Source organism: Thioalkalivibrio sp. XN279, assembly GCF_011089885.1.
In the GTDB taxonomy this organism is placed as follows: domain Bacteria; phylum Pseudomonadota; class Gammaproteobacteria; order Steroidobacterales; family XN24; genus XN24.
The window spans coordinates 200,991-219,288 of sequence record NZ_JAANBD010000028.1 but is presented as its reverse complement, the minus strand read 5'-3'; the positions used below and the strand labels follow the sequence as shown (position 1 = coordinate 219,288).

The window sequence follows — 18,298 nt, the reverse complement described above, 5'->3', positions numbered from 1 at the left end:
CCCCGTATCGGAGCCGCTGTCACGATGCGCGCCGTGACTCTCGAATCCGCCCCGCGGGTGCCGGCCTATGCGCGCGTGCCGGTCACCCCCCTGGGGTTGCTGCGCGCGCTGGTCCGGCTGCCGTCACTGCTGCTCGTCACCCTGGTGATCGCGCTGGCGTGGGGGCTGGTGGCGCTGTGGCCGTGGCGCCGGGCGCGCCGCGCGGCGATCCGCCAGTGGGTCACGCGCCACTGGGCGGCCACCATCTGCCGCATCCTCGGCGCGCGCGTCGAGGTCGACGGTGGCCTGCCGCCGGGCCCGGCTTTCCTCATCACCAACCACGTCAGCTACATGGACATCCCGGTGCTCATGTCGCTCACCGGCTGCCGTTTCGTTTCCAAGCACGAGGTGGCGGACTGGCCGCTCATCGGCCTGCTCGCCAAGCGCGCGGGGACGCTGTTCGTGAAGCGCGGTCACGGGCCCGAGGCCGCCAGCGTCACGCTCAACGGCATGGCGCGTGCTTTCGAGGACGGCGACCTGGTCGTGTTCTTCCCGGAAGGCACCACCAGCGCGGGCGACGGCATCCTGCCGTTCCGCTCGGGCCTCCTCTCGTTGCCGGCGCGCGACGGTCACCCGGTCTACCCGGCGGTGCTGGTGTACGACACCGGGCGCCCGGACGTGGACCCCGGCCTGGCACTGGCGTGGTGGGGCCACCTGGCGCTGCCGCCACACGTCTGGCGCATGGCGCTGCTGAAGGGCTTCACGGTGCGCCTCAAGGCGGGGGACGCCGTCGGGGCCGACCACCGCAAGCACCTGGCCCGCGCGCTGCAGGAGCGCGTCGAGGCCATGCACGCCGAGCTCAAGGCGCGCTCCGTCAGTTACCTCGGGACTGGATCGCCTCGATAAAGGTCGGGCGCGCACTCTGCGAGCCGAGCCGTTCCGCTTCCTCGAGCAGCTTCAACGCCCGGTCGATATCACCGGAGTCCACGGCACGGCGGATGGCGTCGTTGAACAGTGCTTCCGAGGTCGGCGCGGCGGGAATGGCCGGGGCCGGCGGGGGCGGCGGCAGCACCGGGGCCGCCTCGACCGGCGCGGGCGCGGGCCCGGGCGCGGCTGCAGCGGCGGAGGGCTCTGCCGGGACCGGGGAATCACTGCTCTGGCCGATCCTGATTCGGTCTACCGGCGGCTCGCGCGGCGGCGCGTTGGGGCCGTGGAGCTCCGGCTGGTACTGCAGGTAAGACTCGTCGCCGATGGTGCCGGGCTCGGGGCCGAAATCGATCACCGTGCCGCAACCGGCGAGCGCGGCGGATGCGAGGAGGGCGAGGGCTGGCTTGCTCATGGGGCGCTCCGTTTTCCAGAGCGGCCTAGCTTACATGAACCCGGGCGGGGCGCGGCAATGCCGCGGGACAGGGTGGTCCCCGCGAATCACCGCCCCGCGTTGCGCACCCGGATGGCTTCTTCCTGGTCCATGGCCTCGAGCTGCTCGTCCATGAACCTGAGCGAGTGCTCGATTTCCGGGAGCACGACGTTCTCCAGCGCCCGCGCGCGCCGCTCGGTGCGCACGTATTCGCGCACCAGCCGCTCCAGGCTGGCACGCATCACCGCCAGCTCGAAGCCCAGCGGCAGAAGCGCCGCAAAGGCCTCGCGGCAACGCTCGGCCTCGGGGCTCGGGTTCACGGCGTGCGGCGGCCGGGCGTCTTTCTCTCCCCAGCCGGGATCGAACTCTCCATCCAGCAGGTTGACGCCGAGAAAGCGTGTTTCCTTGCGCGCCAGGGCGGCGTTGTCCATGCGTGGCGCGGGATAGATGCCGATCCCGTCTAGGCCGTGCCGCCCCACCGCGCGCGCCAGCGCCGCCGCGGCTTCTTCATGCAGCGCGTCATAGCGTTCGCGCGCCGCCTTCCAGGCCTTCAGGCGGCGCAGCATTTCCTGGGCGAGGATGACGCGCTTCTCGTCGAGAAACTCGAAGCCCTCGCGCACCAGCTGGCGTTCTTCCTTGAGTTCCAGGAAGGCGCTGCGACTGGGACTGAGGCCGGCCTCGGGCATGCGCTAGTACCCCGAGCCCTCTTCGCCGGGCGCCACCGCCAACTCTTCCTCCGCGCCCTCCGCCCCTTCCGCATCCTCTGCGCGAACCTCTTCCGACTCGATGTACTTCTCCAACTGCGCACTCGAAAGCCGCGTCAGCTCCCCCGCCGGCAGCCCCCGCAGCAGCTCCCATCCGAGCGCCATGCTCTCTTCCAGCGTGCGCGGCGCGTCCTGCGCCACGAACCGCTCCTCGAAAGCGTCACCGAACTCGAGGAACTTGCGGTCGTTCTCGGGCAGGCCCTCGACCCCCATCACTGAGGCCAGCACCCGCACCCGGTTGGCGCGCGCATAGGACGCGAACAGCTGGTGGGCGAGGGCGGGGTGATCCTCGTGCGTGTAGCCCTTGCCCGTGCCGGCATCCATCAGCCGCGACAGGCTCGGCAGCACCTCGACCGGCGGGAACACGCCCTTGCGGTCCAGTTCGCGCCCGAGCACGATCTGGCCCTCCGTGATGTAGCCGGTGAGATCCGGGATCGGATGCCCGATGTCGTCGCCGGGCATGGTCAGGATCGGCAGCTGCGTCAGCGTGCCCTGCAACCCGCGGATGCACCCGGCGCGCTCGAAGATGGTCGCCAGGTCGGAGTACATGTAGCCCGGATAGCCCTTGCGGCTCGGGATCTCGCCGTGGCTCGCCGAAACCTCGCGCAGCGCCTCGCAGTAGTTCGTCATGTCGGTCATGACGACCAGCACGTGGCGTCCTTCCACGAAGGCCAGGTACTCGGCGGCGGTCAGGGCAAAGCGCGGTGTCAGCAGGCGCTGCGTCGACGGCTCGTCGGCGTGGTTCAAAAACATCACCGTGTGCGCCAGCGCGCCGGACTCTTCCATGGCGCGGGTGAAGCTCGCGGCGACGTCGTACGGCACGCCGATACCGACGAACACCACGCAGAACTCGCCGGCCTCGGCGTCGCGCAGGCGGGCACGCTGCGCGATCTGCGTCGCCAGGCGGTCATGCGGCAGGCCGCCGCAGGAGAACAGTGGCAGCTTTTGGCCGCGCACCAGGCTGTTCATCAGGTCGATGGTCGAGATCGAGGTCTCGATGAAGTCGCGTGGCAAATCGCGCGCCGCCGGATTGATCGCCAGCCCGTCGATGCGCATCATCTGCGTCGCCGGCACCGGCGGCCCGCCGTCGATCGGCAGTCCCACGCTGTTGAACACGCGCCCGGGCAGGTTCGGGCCCACTGCCATTTCCAGCGGCCGGTGCAGGATGCGGATGCGCGTGGCGTCGAGGCCGAGCCCGGTGGTGGACTCCAGCACTTCGATCACCATGTTGTCGTCGTCCACTGCAGAGACGCGCCCGACGCGTGCCGAGCCGTCGTCGCCGAGGACTTCCACCGCGTCGTTCAGGGCCACGTCGGCCTCGCGGCGCGCGAACAGCAGCGGCCCCTCGAGACGGTGGGCGGCGCCGGACAGTGTCACGTCAGCTCGCATGGGCGGCCTCCTGCTTTTCCAGCTCGGCGAAGGCGTTGCCGATCTCCGTCGCCACCTTTGCCTTGTCTGCGACCATCTCTTCGCTGAACTCCTCGCCGAGGCGCTGCAGCTTCCTCAGGATGGGCATCTGCGCGATCTTCCCCGGCGAGATGCCGTTGCTCACGGCTTCTTCGGCCTGGTCGATGAACTGCATCATCAGGTTGAGCATCGCGGTCTGGCGCTTCGGCGAACAGTAGCGGTCGACGTCCGAGAACGAGCTTTGCCTGAGGAAGCCCTCGTTCATCAGGTCCGCGGCGAGCAGCGTCATCTGCTGCTCGTCGGGCAGCGCGTCCTTGCCGACGATGCGCGCCATGCGCTCCAGCTTGGCCTGCTGCTCGAGCAAGGTCAGCAGCCGGCGGCGATGCGCCTTCCATTCGGAGTTGCCCTGCATCTGCCACCAGCGCGCCAGCGTGTCGACGTCCTCGGCATAGCTGGTGAGCGGATGGATGGCGGGATAGAAGCGCGCCTGCGCGCGGCCGCGGTCCAGCGCCCAGAAGCTGCGCACGTAGCGCTTGGTGTGGCTGGTCACGGGCTCGGAGAAATCGCCGGCCGGCGGGGAGACCGCGCCGATCACCGTCACCGAGCCTTCGCCGCCGGCCAGTGTCTTCACCCGCGCCGCGCGCTCGTAGAAGTCCGCCAGCCTGGAAGCGAGGTAGGCGGGATAGCCCGACTCGCCCGGCAGTTCGCCGAGCCGGCCGGAGACCTCGCGCAGCGCCTCCGCCCAGCGGCTGGTGGAGTCGGCCATCAGCGCCACGGCCAGGCCCTGGTCGCGGAAGTACTCCGCCACGGTGATGGCGGTGTAGATCGACGCCTCGCGCGCCGCCACCGGCATGTTGGAGGTGTTGGCGATGATGACCGTGCGTTCCATGAGCGGCCGGCCGGTGCGCGGGTCCTCGAGCTCGGGAAACTCGTCCAGCACCTCGGCCATCTCGTTGCCGCGCTCGCCGCAGCCGACGTAGATGATGATGTCGGCGTCGCACCACTTGGCGAGGCTTTCCTGCAGCACCGTCTTGCCGGTGCCGAAGCCGCCGGGCAGGGCGGCGCGCCCGCCGCGCGCTACCGGGAACAGGGTGTCGAGAATGCGCTGGCCGGTGACCATGGGTGCGTCCGCCGGCAGCCGCCCGGCGCTCGGGCGCGGGTGGCGCACCGGCCAGTCGTGCTGCATGGACAGCTTGCGCTCACGCCCCTCGGCATCTTCGAGCACCAGCACGGTGGCGTCCTCCGCGTATTCGCCGGGCTCCACCACCGAGACCACGCGACCGGACACGTTCGGCGGCACCAGGCAGGCGCGCCCCGGGCCTTCGCCGGCCACTTCGCCGAACACCTGCCCACCCTTCACTTGGTCGCCTTCCTTGACCGCGGGCGTGAACTCGAAGCTGCCGTGGCGCTTGGCGGCGAGGCCGGGCTTGAACCAGTGTTGCGTGACGTCGCCCAGCGGGCGCAGCAAGCCGTCGAAGATGTGCCCGAGGATGCCGGGACCGAGCGCCACCGACAGCGGCAGTCCCGTGCCCTCGACCGGGTCGCCCGGCCTGAGGCCCGTGGTGTCCTCGTACACCTGCGCGGTGATGGTGTCGCCCGAGAGCTGGATCACCTCGCCGAGCAGGCGCTGCTCGCCCACCGCCAGCGCCTCGTGGACGTGGAAGGGTGAGCTCGCGCGGGCCTTCAGCACCGGCCCGCCGATCCACTGGATGACGGCCTTGCTCATGATGTTTCTCCCTCGGCGTTGCCGCCGTCCTGGCCCTTGCCGACCTCGGCCAGCAGCGCGCCCTCGATGGCGCGGGTGTGGGCCATGAGACCGGCCACGCTCATGTCGACCAGTGCGCCCTTGCAGCGGATGCGCAGGCCGTGCGCGAGGTCCGGCGCCGCCGTCGCGCTCACCTCGGCGCCGCACTTCTCGCGCGCATAGGCGATCGTCGCGTCGCGTTCCTCGCCGGCCCAGTCCGCCGGGTGCTCCAGCGTCCACTCGCGGCCGAACAGCACGGAGCGCGCTTCCTGCATGGTGGTCACTGCCCACTGCAGGCGCTGGTCGCGGTCCTGCCAGCGTGCTTCCAGCGCCTCGCGCAAGGCGCCGCGGCCGGCCTCGATCAGCGCCAGGTCGCGCTCGCGCTCGCGCCGGCGCAGCTCGGTCTCGATTTCCGCTTCGACCATGCGCACCTCGCGCTCCAGCCGCGCGCGCTCCTCGTGCGCCGCCTTGCTGACCCGCTCGCGCGCCTGGCGCCGTGCGCGACGCGTGAGCTCGCGCGCCTGCAGCTCGGCCCGCTCGCGCAGCTCGCGGCACTGTGACTCGCGCGACTGCTCCAGCAGCGCCTTGAGCGCCTCGGCCTGTGCCTGGACGATGCCGCCTTCGCTCTCTTTCATGCCTCGACTCCCAGCGCGCGTCGCACCGCAGCGCCCATGTCGGCCGGTTCCGCGGCGCGTGCGATATCCGGGATCACCGCCACCGGCGGGTCGGCCGCCAGGAGGGCTTTCTCCAGCTGCGCCGCCGGCACGTGCGCGGCCAGCGCCGCGGTGATCATCACCGGACCGCCCATCTCCAGCACCTCGCGCAGCACCGGCCCGGCGTCCGCGGGCTCCGTCACCAGCGCGCGCACGCCGGCGAGCCGGAAGCCCGCGGCGGTGAGCCGGTCGCCGATGAGGATGGGTTGCGCCATCTCAGCGTGCCGTCAGCCTGCCAGCCCCGGGATCTTGCCCAGGATGAGGATGGCGACGATGAGGCCGTAAATGGCGACGCCCTCGGCGAGGCCGACCATGACCAGCACGCGGCCCATCAGCTCGGGCTTCTCGGCCAGGGCGCCGACGGCGGCGCTGCCCACCTGCGCCACGGCATAACCGGCCGCGGCGGCGGAGAGGCCGGCCGAGGCGGCGGCGGAGATGAAGCCCCAGGTCATGATCTCGGGATCGATGACCATGCCCGCTGCGCCGGCTTCCTGCGCGCCGGCCATGCCGGAGGTGACGAAGAGGTAGGTGGCGGTGGCCACCAGGCCCACAACGATGGCCGTCATGGCCATGACGAGATACATCCCGAGTTTCATGAGGAACTCCTTCCGGTCGGTCGGATGGCGGTGCCTGGACCGGTCAGCGGCTTGAGCTGGCGGCCCTCGGCGGTAAGGAAACGGATGAAGAATTCGAACAGCAGCAGGCGCGTGGTCTGGATGCCGACGATCAGCCCCTCGAGCGCGATCACCAGCGCATTGCCGAGGATCATCACCAAGAGCCAGCCGATACCGCCGCCGGTGGCGTCCGCCATGCCCATGATGGCGGCGGACAGGCCGGCGTGCGCCAGCGCGAAGGCGCCCACGCGCACGAAGGAGACGGTGTTCACCAGCAACTGCAGCATCGTCTCGACCAGCTCGCCGAGCGCCTTGGGGATCTCCAGCAGCTTGTTGTGGTGCGAGGTCAGCGCGGTGCCGAGCACGAACCAGGTGAAGCCGACCCAGGTGAACAGCAGCAGTTCGGGGTTGAGGAAGGACGTGACGATGCCGAGGTAGGCGATGAGGATGCCGGCGCGCGTCGCCAGCCAGTAGCCGAACAGGCGGCGCCAGAAGGCGCCCAGCGCGTCGAGCAGCAGGCCGAGGGTGAGGATGCACACGCCGAACACCAGCGCGATCACCATCATTTCCTGCGGGTGCTCGATGGGATGCATCCACAGCGCGGGCAGCAGGTGCTCGTTGGAGAAGATGCTGCCGAACAGGAACCCGAACACGATCGACGAGGCGCCGTAGGGCACCAGGATGCTGAAGATCGGGACGCGCTTGCGCAGCCACAGGCCGAGCGCGAGCAGCACCGCGCCCTGGCCGATATCGCCGAACATGAAGCCGAACATCAGCGGCGCGACCAGCGCGACGATGCGGCTCGGGTCGGCCTCGGTGGAGCTCGGCGTGCCGAGCAGCGAGGGGAACAGCTCGAAGGGTTTCACCCAGCGCGGGTTGTGCATCACCACCGGGCAGGCGATGCCCTCGGGCGGTTCCTTGTAGCGCAGCAGGTGCTGCACCTTGCCGTGGTCCAGCGCCTGGTTGATCTCGTGGCCGTCGAGGTCGCTGGTCCAGCCCGTGACCCAGGCGAAGTGATCGGTGACCGGCAGGCTCGGCGCATGCCCGGCGAACCACTCCATCAGCGCCATGGTGCCGATGGCGTTCCTGAGCTGGTGCTTTTCGTCCAGCGCCTCGAGCGCCTTGCGCACTTCGTCGCGCAGTTCCAGCACCTTGGCGCGACGCGCCTCGACGGCCTCGCGCGCGGCGACCGGGTCGCCGGGCAGCCATTCGGGCAGGTGCACGCGGCGCGCCTTGAGCGCCTGCATCTGGCGGTCCAGTGCCTCGAGCTGCGCCAGCGGGCCGACCGCGAGCAGGTGCGGCGCCTCATCGGCGCCGAGGAAGGATTCGGTGATGACTGACGGCGGCAGCGCGCGCGGCATGGCCTTGGGCGGCAGGCGATAGAAACGCGCGCCCAGTACCGGCCCGGCTTCGGCGAGGCGATGCAGGTCGGGCAGGGTGGCGCCGGGTGCGGCCAGCGCCTCGAGCAGCTCGGCCAGCTGGCGTGACTCGATCTCGAGACGCTCGCCTTCCGCGATCAGGGGCTCGGCATCGTGCGCCCAGGCGCGCAGCCGCTCGAGCGCATCGTGCATGGCGCTGACCGGCTCCAGCGCATCCTCGATCGGCGGCACCACGCCCTCCGGCCACCAGGTGCCGTAGCGGCGGTTCAGCTCGCCGAACTCGTCCAGCGCCTGCGGCAGGCCGGGCAGCTCCAGCGCGTGTTCCGGCTGGCTGTGGGTCTGCAGCTCGACCGCGCGTGTCTCGGCCAGGCATTCCAGTGCCTTGGTCAGCTCCTCGCGCGGGGTGAGCAGCTCGAACCAGCGCGCGGCCTGCGGCCTCATGCCCATGTGCGACCCTCCGGGCGCTCCGGCAGCAGCCGGCGTGCCATGACGCCGGCGCGCACGCGCTCCAGCTCGAGCCCGTCGAGCAGGAGGTGCGAGAACAACGCCGTGACGGTCCCGGCGCCCTTGCGGAAGCGGCGCGCGAGGGAGGCGGACAGGGTGTTGCGCAGCGCGCGGCCGTCGGGCTCCGCGCTGGTGCGCATGGCCTCGAGATGCGCCTGCACCTGCTCCAGCAGGGCGGCCAGTTCATCGCGATGGGCCCGGGCGCCGCGCGGCAGGCGGCGGCGCCACTCCGCGACCCAGCGCGCCGCGACGCGTGGTGCGTCGGGGTCGGGGGGTGTGTCGAGGGTGGCGTCCTCCGGATCGCCCTCCGGATTGCCCTCCAGCAGGGGTGCCAGCGGTTGTTCGCTGAAGGCTTCAAGGCGCCGCTGCGGATCCTCGAAGGCGACCTCTTTCAGTACCGGATCCTCGCGCATCCACGGCGGGATCTTGAGGCCGCGCAGCAGGTGCTCGACGGCGGGCAGGTCCGGCAGCCAGCACAGCCAGGCGACGGCGTCGCGCCAGTCTTCGGGCGACCAGTCCGCGACTTCGTCCACGGCCCCACGCCAGGCGGCGCGGAAGTAGCGCTCGATCGCGTCCGGTGCCATGTCCGGGTTGACGTCGCCGATCCAGCGCTTCAGTGCGGTGCGGCGCACGGCCTCGAGGAAATGCGACAGGTCGGCGCTGGCTTCAGCCACGCGCCAGTCGTCGGCCGACGGGCGGTCGCCGTGACGGGCCTGCAGGCGGGCCTGCAGGTAAGCGAGGCGCGCGTCCTCAGCCATCGGCCGGCCGGGTGAGTCGTGCAGCGAGGCGTCCCACCGCCTGCCTGAGCATCTCCCGATCGGCGGCATTCAGCTCGGTGCGGACGGCTTCCTCGCCTGCCGACGCCCGGATCGCGTCAATGCGCTCGCGCACCAGGCCGTCGCAGTGGTTGTGCAGTCGCGTGACGCGCTGGTTGGCGATACGGGTGATGCGGCGCGCATCCTCCCGGGCGGCCTCGAGAATACTCTCGGCCTCCTGGCGGCACGCCTCCATGGCTTGCCGTGCTGCCGACTCCGCGAGAAGTACCTCGTCGATCGCGGCGGCGGCGTCGGAACTGGTCGGGCGGGTGCGCTCAGACATGCCCGGTCCCCCTTTCCTTGTGGGTGTGGGTAGACGCCACTGACTAGTATGACCGCAGCGCAGCAGGACTGAATACGGAACTACCGCAGGGGGAAAGCTACTCGGCTTTGGGGGCGGACTCGGACCCGGACCCGGACCCGGACCCGGACCCGGACCCGGACTCGGACTCGGACTCGGGGACGGGGGTGAGCGTGTCCGTGATGCGGAAGCGGGGCAGGGCATCGGGATGCTCGCGCTGCAGCCAGGTCACCAGCCCTTCGCGCACGTGGCAGCGCAGGCGCCAGGCGGCGCCGGAGTCACGTGAACTGACCAGGGCGCGCAGCTCCAGCGTGGTCGGCCGCGCCTCGAAGGCCACGATCTCGACCACCCGGCCGTCCCAGTCGTCGTGGTGCTTGACCAGGCGCTCCAGCTCCTTGCGCAGCCCGTCGATCGGCACCGTGTAATCGACGTGCAGGAACACCGTGCCGAGGATCTCGGCGCTGCGCCGGGTCCAGTTGGTGAAGGGGTTTTCGAGGAAATAGCTGATCGGCAGCACCAGGCGCCGCTCGTCCCAGATCTTCACCACCACGTAAGTGAGGGTGATTTCCTCGATGCGCCCCCACTCGTTCTCCACCACCACCACGTCGTCGAGCCGGATCGGCTGGGTGATGGCGATCTGGAAGCCGGCGATGAGGTTGCCCAGTGTTTTCTGGGCAGCAAAGCCGATCACCAGGCTAGCGATGCCGGCAGAGGCCAGCAGGCCCTGGCCGAACTGCCGGAAGCCGTCGAACTGCAGCAGGATGGCGCTGGCGGTGAGCAGCCAGATGATGAGCGTCAGGACCTGGCGCAGGATGCGGAACTGGGTGTGGAATTTGCGTGCGCGCAGGTTGTCGGCCACGTCCATTTGCAGCCGTTTCCCGAGCACGTCCTCCAGCACCTGCGCCAGGCGGACCACCAGCAGGCCGACGCCGAAAATCAGCACGCTGACCAGTGCCGCGTGCAGCCAGGGCGACTCGGCGGCCCGGTCGGCGGCGGGGAGGGCGAGATAGACGCCGAGCAGCGGCAGGAACCACGCCAGCACGCCCATCCAGCGCCGACGCACCGACTCCGCGAACACCGGATGCTGGCGGGCGAGGAAGAGCTTCAACGCGAGGCGCGCGACGAACACCGCCAGCAGGCCGGCCACCGCGCCGACGGCGAGCACCGCCAGGCCTTCGGCCCAGGGGCGGGTGCTGTCCCAGAACGTGCTGAGAATGTTGGATGTTTCCTGCATGAGCGCGTGCAGAGTCTAGCAAATCGGGCGAAGGGCACTGGATTTGGCTACTATTGGCACTGGTTTTCCAAAATCCGACACAGCAACCCGAATAACGGAGTCGAAAACATGGCCAAGCTCAGGGAAATCGAAGGTATCGGTCCGGTCTGCGCCGCCAAGCTCGAAGAAGCAGGCGTCAAGAACCAGGCCAAGCTGCTGGAAGCCGGCGCCACCCCCAAGGGTCGCAAGGACCTCGCCGAGAAGTGCGGCCTCAGCACCAAGCAGATCCTCGGCTGGGTGAACCGTGCCGACCTCGCCCGCATCAAGGGCGTGGGCGAGGAATACGCCGACCTGCTGGAGCACGCCGGGGTCGACACCGTGAAGGAGCTGGCGCAGCGTCGTGCCGACAACCTTTACAAGAAGATGGTCGAGATCAACGAGGCGAAGAAGCTGGTGCGGGCGCTGCCGACCGAGGCCGCCGTCGCCAAGTGGGTCGCCCAGGCCAAGGAGCTGCCGCGGGCGGTGCATTACTGAGCCCGTTCCAAGGGGAGGGCGCCCGGGTCTCGGGCGCCACCGCAACCCTGAACAGCGCGCAGGCAGCCTCCGGGCTGCCTGTTTGTTTGTGTTCCCGACGAGTGTCCCGTTTAAGGCGTGTTCGGAGTGATCTCGGTCACATTATTTTGCCCGGCACCTTTGTATTCTTTTTAAGTCATATAAGGGACGGTTTTCCCCTTAAGTCATGTACGGGAGCGGCTGGGCGGTACCGGCTGCCATGCGCCAGGAAGGTGATCTCATGAACAATCGCGTGCTTCTGCTCGGGGCGTTGTATCTCACGCTGGCGGGCTGCGGCGGCGGCAGCAGCGGTGGTGGCGACGACGGTGGTTCCGTCACCCCGCCGCCCCCGCCGCCGCCGGCCAACACGGCTCCGGTCGCGAGCGACGACGCTTTCGAGACAGACGAGGACCAGTCCCTGACCATCACGGTGGCCGCGTTGCTCGCGAACGACAGCGATGCGGATGGTGATACCCTTTCGGTGACCGGCGTCTCACAGCCTGCCAACGGTGTGCTCCAGCCGTCCTCCGCCACGAGTTGGACCTATACCCCGGCAGCGGGCTTCTTCGGCACCGATACGTTCCGCTACGCGATCAGCGACGGCGAGGCCGCGGACACCGCGACTGTCACCATCACCGTCAACGAGGTGGCGCCGCCACCCCCACCGCCCCCGCCGCCGCCGCCACCACCCCCGGATGCGTCCGTGGGCGGCATCTGGACGGGCCAGTTCGTCTCCAGTGCTGGGGGCGCGCTCAGTTTCTCCGGTATCGTCGCCGAGACCGGCGAGTTCCGCTGGCTGGACAACGACCAGGGGCAGCAGATTTTTGGCACCCTCCAGGTGTCGGGCACGAGCTTCTCTTCCTCGGACGCGATCTCGGCATTGCCGTTGGGTTCGACCACGCCGGCCGGCAGCCGCTTCGGCTTGACGGAACTCGATGGCACGGTGAGCGAGCGGGTCAGCCTGGCGGGTGATTTCACGACCGTCGGCGACCAGGGCGATACGTTCACTGGCACCTTCAGTTTCGCCTACGATGACCTGTACGAGCGTCCCTCGTCCCTGGCCACCATCGCAGGGGCCTACACGACCGCCGACGACAGCCTCGCGATCGATGCGACCGGCCAGCTGTTCTACCAGTCGTCTGCCACGAGCTGCGTGGCGAATGGCGCAGTGGAGGTGATCGACGCGAGCTACAACACCTACCGCGTCACGTTCGACGTGGACAGCTGCACGGGACTCCTGGCGGCGCGTAACGGCCTGACCTTTTCCGGGCTCGCTTATCTCAAGGACACGGATGCGGCCAACGATACGATCGAGTTCGCCGTGAGCGCGGAGAGGGCTGAGGATTACCTCATCTGGCGCCACGAAGCGAAGCGCTGACCCGGCCCGCAGGCCCGACGAAAAACGGCAGCCCTGAGGCTGCCGTTTTTCTTTGAGCTGGTGGGCGATACTGGGATTGAACCAGTGACCTCTCCCGTGTGAAGGGAGCGCTCTCCCGCTGAGCTAATCGCCCGGACAAGGCGCGGAATTCTAGTGGGCCCGGCGGGGTGCAGTCAATTCAGGCGCTTGACGCAGGTCATTCGGCGGCGGGGCCAAACTGATTTCCGTCAGTTTGCGTGCCCAGCTAGTTGATTCAAGTCCTTACGGGGGTCAGACCCCGTTAGAGCATGCCGAACTCGGAGATGCTGAGCACGGCTTCGACCATGGCGGCCTCCATGGTGCCCACCCAGATGGCATAGTCGCCTGCCGCCGGGTCGACGAACTCGATGCCGGGATCGAGCCCGCGGTCGAGGGCGTCGTCGTTGCAGTGCCATTGCCCGTTCGGGTCCAGCACCGCCAGCGTGGTGTCGAACTCCGAGCTGGCGTAGATGTAGAGCGGGTTCGGCCCGGCCGCGTAGCTGAGCACCAGGTCGGGCCGCGCCCCGTTCACCAGCCCGACGCACCCTTCGCCGACCAGCGTCTCCAGGTCGTCGGCGCCGCCCGCCAGCACGTCGATGGCATAGGGGTCGGGCACGAAATCGAACTCCAGCGCGATTCGGCCGTACAGGGGTTCAGCCTCGGCGTTCATTTCGCCCGCGCCCATCATCGCCCCGGGCTCGCCGGCCTCCACGAGGCCGCGCAGCATGCCGGCCAGAATGGACTCGACGTTCATCACCTCGGCCCCACCCGCGGAGAGCACCCCGTCGCTCAGTTCGGCCGCGACCGAGACGTCTTCCTCCCCGATGACCACGAAAGGCAGCCCGCGCAGGTTCTGCAGCGCCTGGTCGTACAGCGCCGCAGCAGCCCGGTCGATCTCCGCCGCCGCCGCGTCCTCGCCGAGCTGGCCGGCCGCAACCAGCCGCGTCACGTAGCGCATGGCGTCCAGCCGCAGCCGGAACTCGACTTCGCCGCGCAGTGCGCGCGCCAGCGCATCCATGGATTCGGCCGACAGTTCCGTGGCGCCCTCGACGCGCAACTCGAAGCGCCCCGTGACGTCGTCCGGCGCCTGCAGCGCCAGGCTCATGCGCTCGATGGCGAAGCTCGGCCCGCCGGCAAGCAGGCGCTCGAACTGTGTCACGAAGCGTTCCATGGCCGCTTCGGCCTCCCGCTCGTCCGGCGTTTCCGCCGCCCGCGCAAACTCTTCCGACAGCCGCGCCAGCTCTTCCAGCGCCGCCGCGTCCAGGTTGCGCACCGCCACCAGGAATTCGCCGCCGCGCAGCGACTGGCCGGCCAGCGTCGCCTCGCCAAAGGTCAGCGTGCTGGTCGAGTGGACGCGCTCGTCCTCCATCCAAGTGTTGCCGGCGACGCGCGCCTCGTTCATGACGAATGCGCCTTCCGCCATCGTGACCGCCACCCGGCCGAATCCGCCGCCGCTCGTGCCGAGCCAGAGGCGCGGGCGCGCCTCCTCGCCGTCGGCGTCGAGGTACACGCCGTCCACGCTCAGCTCGAAGGACTCGGCGCCCTCGCTGATCCCGACCATGCCGCGCTCCATGCGGAGCTCCACCGCGCCGCGATCGAGCTGGGGCGTGACGCGGAGCTTGGCCTGCAGGCCTTTCAGCTCGAGCCGCGCGCTGCCGCCGAGCTCGGCCGGGGTGATGCGGCCGTCGTAATCCACGGCGCGGACGTCGGCCGCCAGCATGCCGGCGAACGTGATGCGCCCCGCCACGCGCAGCATGGGTGACTCGCCCGGGTACTGGGGTAACGCCGCGCGCAGCTCGTCGGGCAGGGCGACGGACGTGTCTGCCGCCGCCACGCCGAAGCCGCCGCCGATCCACGGCCCGTGGCGCACATGCATGTCGCCGCGGACCCTGAGGCTGTCCTCGGAGAGGGCGCCGGCCTCGCGCAGCGCCTCGAGCACGGCCGCGGCCTCCTGCGGTTCCCATGACAGGTCGTACGCCAGCGTGCCGCCGAAGAAGCCGCGCTGGTACTCGAACTGCGTCACGCGGATGTCGTCCTGGGCCTGGAGCGCTGCGCCGAGCGCGTTGATCTCCCGCTCGGCGCGCTGGCCGACCAGGAACGTGGCGAGGAAGTAACCGGCCAGCAGGACCAGGGCGAAGACGAGAAGCGGCTTGTTCATTTTCATGGCGGGCATGATACGACGAACACGCAAGTTCTCGCCGCAGCTCCCTCAAGTTTGCTCCCTGCCTGCCGACAAGCGATGGGATTGCGACGCGCGCACCCGGAGAGGGACCCCCAATTGCACGACCTGTCGGCCACCATCCGCGCGCCGTACAACCAGCGCACAGAAATGCTCCTGGAGCAGAACCGCATGCTTTGCCAGCGGTTGAAAGGCGTGGTGTTGAGCGGCGGCGTGGCGGTCGCGGTACTGGCGTGGGTGTACGCGCCTTTCAATCCACCGGCGGTGATCGCCGGCTGGATTGCGGCATTCCTGCTAATCACGGGACTGCGCCTGGCCCTGAAAGCGCGCTTTAAGGAAAGCGGCAAGAACCATGCCGCCGCGACCAGGTGGGCAGCCGCTTTCGACCTGCTGGTGGTCGGGGCGGGGCTGGTTTTCGGCAGCGCGCCGTGGCTGATATTCCCGGCCGATGTGCCCGGGAAGCAACTGGTGCTGCTCCTGGTCGTCGCTGGCGTGGTGGCCGGCGGGGTCGTCAACCTGGCTGTGCGCTGGCAACCGGCTTGTCTCCTTGTGCTGGCGACCCTGACGCCGACCATCCTGCGACTCGCGACGCTGGATTCCGAGTTCGCCTTGCAATCGGCTTTCATGGCGACCGTCTTCGGCATCGCCATGCTGCTGACCAGCATGCAGTTGTCACGGCAGCACGCGCGCATGATCTCCGACCGGCTCGCGCAGCGTACCCAGGCGGATTATTTTCGCGCCCAGGAGCAGCGTTATCGCTCCCTGGTGGAATCGACGCGGGCCATCATCTGGGAGGCTGAGCCAGGCGACTGGTCTTTCACCTACGTCAGCCCGGAAGTCGAGAGCCTGCTGGGCTACCCCCGCGAGGCCTGGATTGGTGACCCCGGGTTCTGGACCCGGTACATGCATCCCGAGGACCGCGCCTGGGCGCCCGACTACTGCGCGGCATCCACGGCGCGCGGCGAGGGCCATGTATTCGATTACCGCATGATCGCCGCCGATGGCCGGACGGTTTGGCTGCGCGACATGGTGAGCATCCTCATGCGGGACGACAAGCCGTACAAGATCGTGGGCGTGATGCTCGACATCACGGAGATGAAGCAGAACGACCAGGCCCTGAAGTACGTCTGCGGCCTGCAACAGCTGATGGTCGAGCTGTCGCGCAAGTTCATCCGCTCCAGCCGCGTCGACATCGATGAGGCCCTGGAGGACATGCTGGCGCAGATCGGCAGCTGGTGCGGTGTCGATCGCGCCTACGTGATCCAGTTCACGCCGGACCTCGCGCACTACCGAAACACGCATGAATGGGTCGCGCCGGGGATCGAGCCCCAGATCGACAGCCTCGGCTTGGTGTCCTCAACCACGGCGCCCAACATCATCGCCGAACTCAAGCAGCGGCGGCATGTTGTGTTGTCGGACGTGCAAGCGCTGGACGAGTCCTGGGCTGCGGAGAAGTCGATCTGCGCCATGCAGGATATTCTTTCCCTGATCTCGGTGCCCATTTTCTCCAACGGAGAGCTCATCGGGCTCGTGGGTTGCGATGCGGTGCGCGAAAAGCGGCACTGGTCGGAAGAGGAGCGCTCCCTGATGCAGATGCTGGGCGACCTGCTCGGCGAAGCGCTGGCGCGCACCCGGGCCGACGAAGCCCTGCGCGAGAGCGAGGCCATGCGCGCCTCCGCCGAGGCGCTGGCCGGCATGGGGAGCTGGGAGTGGCTGGTCGAGGAACGGCAGCTGGTCGTCTCAGAGCAGTGGAGCCATGTCAGCGGCTGCCCTCGCGGTCCGCTCGGCATAGAGCAACTGCGCGCCTTGTTCCCGGAACAGGACTGGAAACAGCTGGTACGCGCCTTCCGTGACGCGCGCGAGAGCGGCGCCCGGTTCGCGGTCGAACACCGCCTGCGGCGGCCGGACGACGGCCGTATCCTCTGGGTCAAGGCGCACGCGGAGACGGTGTGGCGCAACGGGCGCGTGGTGAAGTTGCGCGGGTTCATGCAGGACGTCTCGGCACGTCACGAGGTGGAGCAGGAGCTTTACGAACTGGCGCACTTCGATACGCTTACCGGCCTGCCGAACCGCTTGCTGGCGGCGGACCGGCTGCAACACGCGCTCCAGCGCTCAGAACGCCATCATGGCCGGCTGGCGGTATTTTTCATGGACCTGGACGAGTTCAAGCGGGTCAACGACACGCTCGGCCACGACGCCGGGGATCGCGTGCTGGTGGAGGCCGCAACGCGCCTGCGCCGCGTGCTGCGCGAAGACGACACGGTGGCGCGGATAAGCGGCGACGAGTTCATCGTCATCATGGAAGACTTCGATGACGTGCAGGCGGTGCTGGCGGTCGCCGAGAAGGTCCTGGCAGTGCTTCGCGAGCCGTTCGCGGTCTCCGGACGGCAGTTCCACATGACCTCCAGCATCGGCATCGCCGTCTCGCCGAGCGACGGTGTCACGGTCGAGTCTCTGATGCGCAGTGCCGATACGGCGATGTATCACGCCAAGCGACACGGTGGCGACGCGTTCGAGTTCTTCACACATGAAATGAACCAGGTGGTCGAGCGCCAGCACGCCGTCGAGGAAGCGATGCGCGGTGCGCTCGAGCGCGGCGAGATCGCGCTTCATTACCAGCCGATCATGGATCTTGCTCAGGACCGGATTGTGGGCGCAGAGGCCTTGTTGCGCTGGTCGCATCCCCTGCTGGGTCGCGTCAGCCCGGACGAGTTCATCGGGGTCGCGGAGTTGAGCGGCCAGATCCATGCGCTGGGCGCGTTCGTGCTGCGCGAGTCTCTCGCCATGGCGCGGCATTGGCGCGAGTATTTGGACCCGGGCTTCAGGGTCGCGATCAATGTTTCCCCGTACCAGTTTCGTGCGCCGGGGTTTGCCGAGTCGGTGATCGCCATGCTCGATGCCGAAGGTGTGCCCGGTCGGGCACTGGATATCGAGATCACCGAAAGCGTGTTGCTGTCGGGCATCGAGAACGTGCATGAGACCCTGGAAACCCTTCAGGCCGCCGGCGTCGGCATTGCCATGGACGACTTCGGCACCGGCTATGCCTCGCTGAGCTACCTGCGCGACTATCCCTTCAGCGCGCTGAAGATCGATCGCAGTTTCATCATGCGCATGGATACCGATGCGCGCAGCCGCGAGCTAGTCGTGTCCGCCGTGCGCCTGGCGCAGTCGCTGGGGATGCGGGTGATCGCGGAAGGGATCGAGACGCATGCCCAGCTGCGCTTGCTGCGTGCAGAGGGCTGCGAGCTGGGCCAGGGATTCCTGTTCAGCCCGGCGGTGGAAGCGTATGAACTCGAGCGCCTGATGGGACAGGCTGCGGGTTGCAAGGCTGCGCGCGGCCCCTTGCGGGGACTGCATCTCGTGGGGTGATGCTGTCGCCCC

Annotated in this window: 16 protein-coding genes and 1 tRNA gene; 4 read left to right on the top strand and 13 right to left on the bottom strand. The window is 69.0% G+C overall.

Annotation, left to right across the window (positions count from 1 at the left end):
- Positions 1 to 33 precede the first annotated feature (33 nt).
- Entirely contained in the window at positions 34 to 885 is an 852-nt protein-coding gene (locus tag G8346_RS14985) for a lysophospholipid acyltransferase family protein (protein WP_166051042.1), read from the top strand.
- On the opposite strand, the gene G8346_RS10655 is transcribed toward G8346_RS14985, so the two are convergent.
- From G8346_RS10655 to G8346_RS10605, 11 genes are all read right to left on the bottom strand, one after another.
- The gene (locus G8346_RS10655; protein ID WP_166051040.1) at positions 854 to 1,318 is read right to left on the bottom strand and encodes a hypothetical protein; all 465 of its coding nucleotides are present in this window, start codon (positions 1,316 to 1,318) and stop codon (positions 854 to 856) included. The genes G8346_RS14985 and G8346_RS10655 overlap by 32 nt on opposite strands.
- Positions 1,319 to 1,404: 86 nt before the next feature.
- On the bottom strand, positions 1,405 to 2,022 hold the full coding sequence (locus G8346_RS10650) for a V-type ATP synthase subunit D (protein ID WP_166051037.1): 618 nt from the start codon (positions 2,020 to 2,022) through the stop codon (positions 1,405 to 1,407).
- Between the two features lie 3 nt (positions 2,023 to 2,025).
- On the bottom strand, positions 2,026 to 3,489 hold the full coding sequence (locus G8346_RS10645; protein WP_166051035.1) for a V-type ATP synthase subunit B: 1,464 nt from the start codon (positions 3,487 to 3,489) through the stop codon (positions 2,026 to 2,028).
- A complete protein-coding gene (locus tag G8346_RS10640) occupies positions 3,479 to 5,233 on the bottom strand; it encodes a V-type ATP synthase subunit A (RefSeq protein ID WP_166051033.1) in 1,755 nt (584 codons plus the stop codon). Before G8346_RS10640 ends, G8346_RS10645 begins: the two co-directional genes overlap by 11 nt.
- The gene (locus tag G8346_RS10635; protein ID WP_166051031.1) at positions 5,230 to 5,886 is read right to left on the bottom strand and encodes a hypothetical protein; all 657 of its coding nucleotides are present in this window, start codon (positions 5,884 to 5,886) and stop codon (positions 5,230 to 5,232) included. The genes G8346_RS10640 and G8346_RS10635 overlap by 4 nt, the downstream gene beginning before the upstream one ends.
- Positions 5,883 to 6,179 carry a V-type ATP synthase subunit F gene (locus G8346_RS10630; RefSeq protein WP_166051029.1) on the bottom strand — a complete coding sequence of 99 codons (297 nt, stop codon included), beginning with the start codon at positions 6,177 to 6,179 and terminating at the stop codon, positions 5,883 to 5,885. Before G8346_RS10630 ends, G8346_RS10635 begins: the two co-directional genes overlap by 4 nt.
- Positions 6,180 to 6,191: 12 nt before the next feature.
- The gene (locus G8346_RS10625) at positions 6,192 to 6,560 is read right to left on the bottom strand and encodes an ATP synthase subunit C (protein ID WP_240901433.1); all 369 of its coding nucleotides are present in this window, start codon (positions 6,558 to 6,560) and stop codon (positions 6,192 to 6,194) included.
- Positions 6,557 to 8,404, bottom strand: coding sequence for a V-type ATP synthase subunit I (locus G8346_RS10620; protein WP_166051027.1), 1,848 nt, complete (start codon positions 8,402 to 8,404; stop codon positions 6,557 to 6,559). Before G8346_RS10620 ends, G8346_RS10625 begins: the two co-directional genes overlap by 4 nt.
- Positions 8,395 to 9,219 carry a hypothetical protein gene (locus tag G8346_RS10615; RefSeq protein WP_166051025.1) on the bottom strand — a complete coding sequence of 275 codons (825 nt, stop codon included), beginning with the start codon at positions 9,217 to 9,219 and terminating at the stop codon, positions 8,395 to 8,397. The genes G8346_RS10620 and G8346_RS10615 overlap by 10 nt, the downstream gene beginning before the upstream one ends.
- The gene (locus tag G8346_RS10610; RefSeq protein ID WP_166051023.1) at positions 9,212 to 9,559 is read right to left on the bottom strand and encodes a hypothetical protein; all 348 of its coding nucleotides are present in this window, start codon (positions 9,557 to 9,559) and stop codon (positions 9,212 to 9,214) included. The genes G8346_RS10615 and G8346_RS10610 overlap by 8 nt, the downstream gene beginning before the upstream one ends.
- A 97-nt stretch (positions 9,560 to 9,656) precedes the next feature.
- Positions 9,657 to 10,811: a mechanosensitive ion channel family protein gene (locus G8346_RS10605; RefSeq protein ID WP_166051021.1), complete on the bottom strand. Its 1,155-nt coding sequence runs from the start codon at positions 10,809 to 10,811 to the stop codon at positions 9,657 to 9,659.
- A gap of 108 nt (positions 10,812 to 10,919) precedes the next feature.
- Here G8346_RS10605 and G8346_RS10600 point away from each other — a divergent pair, with 108 nt between their 5' ends.
- The gene (locus G8346_RS10600) at positions 10,920 to 11,324 is read left to right on the top strand and encodes a DUF4332 domain-containing protein (protein ID WP_166051019.1); all 405 of its coding nucleotides are present in this window, start codon (positions 10,920 to 10,922) and stop codon (positions 11,322 to 11,324) included.
- 259 nt (positions 11,325 to 11,583) lie between these two features.
- Positions 11,584 to 12,720, top strand: a complete 1,137-nt coding sequence (locus G8346_RS10595) for a cadherin-like domain-containing protein (RefSeq protein WP_166051017.1) — start codon at positions 11,584 to 11,586, stop codon at positions 12,718 to 12,720.
- Positions 12,721 to 12,778: 58 nt separating this feature from the next.
- Here the strand turns inward: G8346_RS10595 and G8346_RS10590 are convergent.
- A tRNA-Val gene (locus tag G8346_RS10590) sits at positions 12,779 to 12,853 on the bottom strand.
- A gap of 147 nt (positions 12,854 to 13,000) precedes the next feature.
- Positions 13,001 to 14,896 carry a YdgA family protein gene (locus tag G8346_RS10585; protein WP_166051015.1) on the bottom strand — a complete coding sequence of 632 codons (1,896 nt, stop codon included), beginning with the start codon at positions 14,894 to 14,896 and terminating at the stop codon, positions 13,001 to 13,003.
- A 120-nt stretch (positions 14,897 to 15,016) separates the two neighbouring features.
- Between G8346_RS10585 and G8346_RS10580 the strand changes: the two genes are divergently transcribed.
- Positions 15,017 to 18,286, top strand: a complete 3,270-nt coding sequence (locus G8346_RS10580; RefSeq protein ID WP_166051013.1) for an EAL domain-containing protein — start codon at positions 15,017 to 15,019, stop codon at positions 18,284 to 18,286.
- Positions 18,287 to 18,298 lie beyond the last annotated feature (12 nt).

Bases quoted from the DNA above. Each gene is read 5' to 3' on its own strand.
- G8346_RS10620 (WP_166051027.1), bottom strand. From the start codon at position 8,404: ATGGGCATGAGGCCGCAGGCCGCGCGCTGGTTCGAGCTGCTCACCCCG.
- G8346_RS10610 (WP_166051023.1), bottom strand. From the start codon at position 9,559: ATGTCTGAGCGCACCCGCCCGACCAGTTCCGACGCCGCCGCCGCGATC.
- G8346_RS10615 (WP_166051025.1), bottom strand. From the start codon at position 9,219: ATGGCTGAGGACGCGCGCCTCGCTTACCTGCAGGCCCGCCTGCAGGCC.
- G8346_RS10655 (WP_166051040.1), bottom strand. From the start codon at position 1,318: ATGAGCAAGCCAGCCCTCGCCCTCCTCGCATCCGCCGCGCTCGCCGGT.
- G8346_RS10585 (WP_166051015.1), bottom strand. From the start codon at position 14,896: ATGAACAAGCCGCTTCTCGTCTTCGCCCTGGTCCTGCTGGCCGGTTAC.
- G8346_RS10650 (WP_166051037.1), bottom strand. From the start codon at position 2,022: ATGCCCGAGGCCGGCCTCAGTCCCAGTCGCAGCGCCTTCCTGGAACTC.
- G8346_RS10625 (WP_240901433.1), bottom strand. From the start codon at position 6,560: ATGAAACTCGGGATGTATCTCGTCATGGCCATGACGGCCATCGTTGTG.
- G8346_RS10640 (WP_166051033.1), bottom strand. From the start codon at position 5,233: ATGAGCAAGGCCGTCATCCAGTGGATCGGCGGGCCGGTGCTGAAGGCC.
- G8346_RS10645 (WP_166051035.1), bottom strand. From the start codon at position 3,489: ATGCGAGCTGACGTGACACTGTCCGGCGCCGCCCACCGTCTCGAGGGG.
- G8346_RS10595 (WP_166051017.1), top strand. From the start codon at position 11,584: ATGAACAATCGCGTGCTTCTGCTCGGGGCGTTGTATCTCACGCTGGCG.
- G8346_RS10600 (WP_166051019.1), top strand. From the start codon at position 10,920: ATGGCCAAGCTCAGGGAAATCGAAGGTATCGGTCCGGTCTGCGCCGCC.
- G8346_RS10635 (WP_166051031.1), bottom strand. From the start codon at position 5,886: ATGAAAGAGAGCGAAGGCGGCATCGTCCAGGCACAGGCCGAGGCGCTC.
- G8346_RS10630 (WP_166051029.1), bottom strand. From the start codon at position 6,179: ATGGCGCAACCCATCCTCATCGGCGACCGGCTCACCGCCGCGGGCTTC.
- G8346_RS10605 (WP_166051021.1), bottom strand. From the start codon at position 10,811: ATGCAGGAAACATCCAACATTCTCAGCACGTTCTGGGACAGCACCCGC.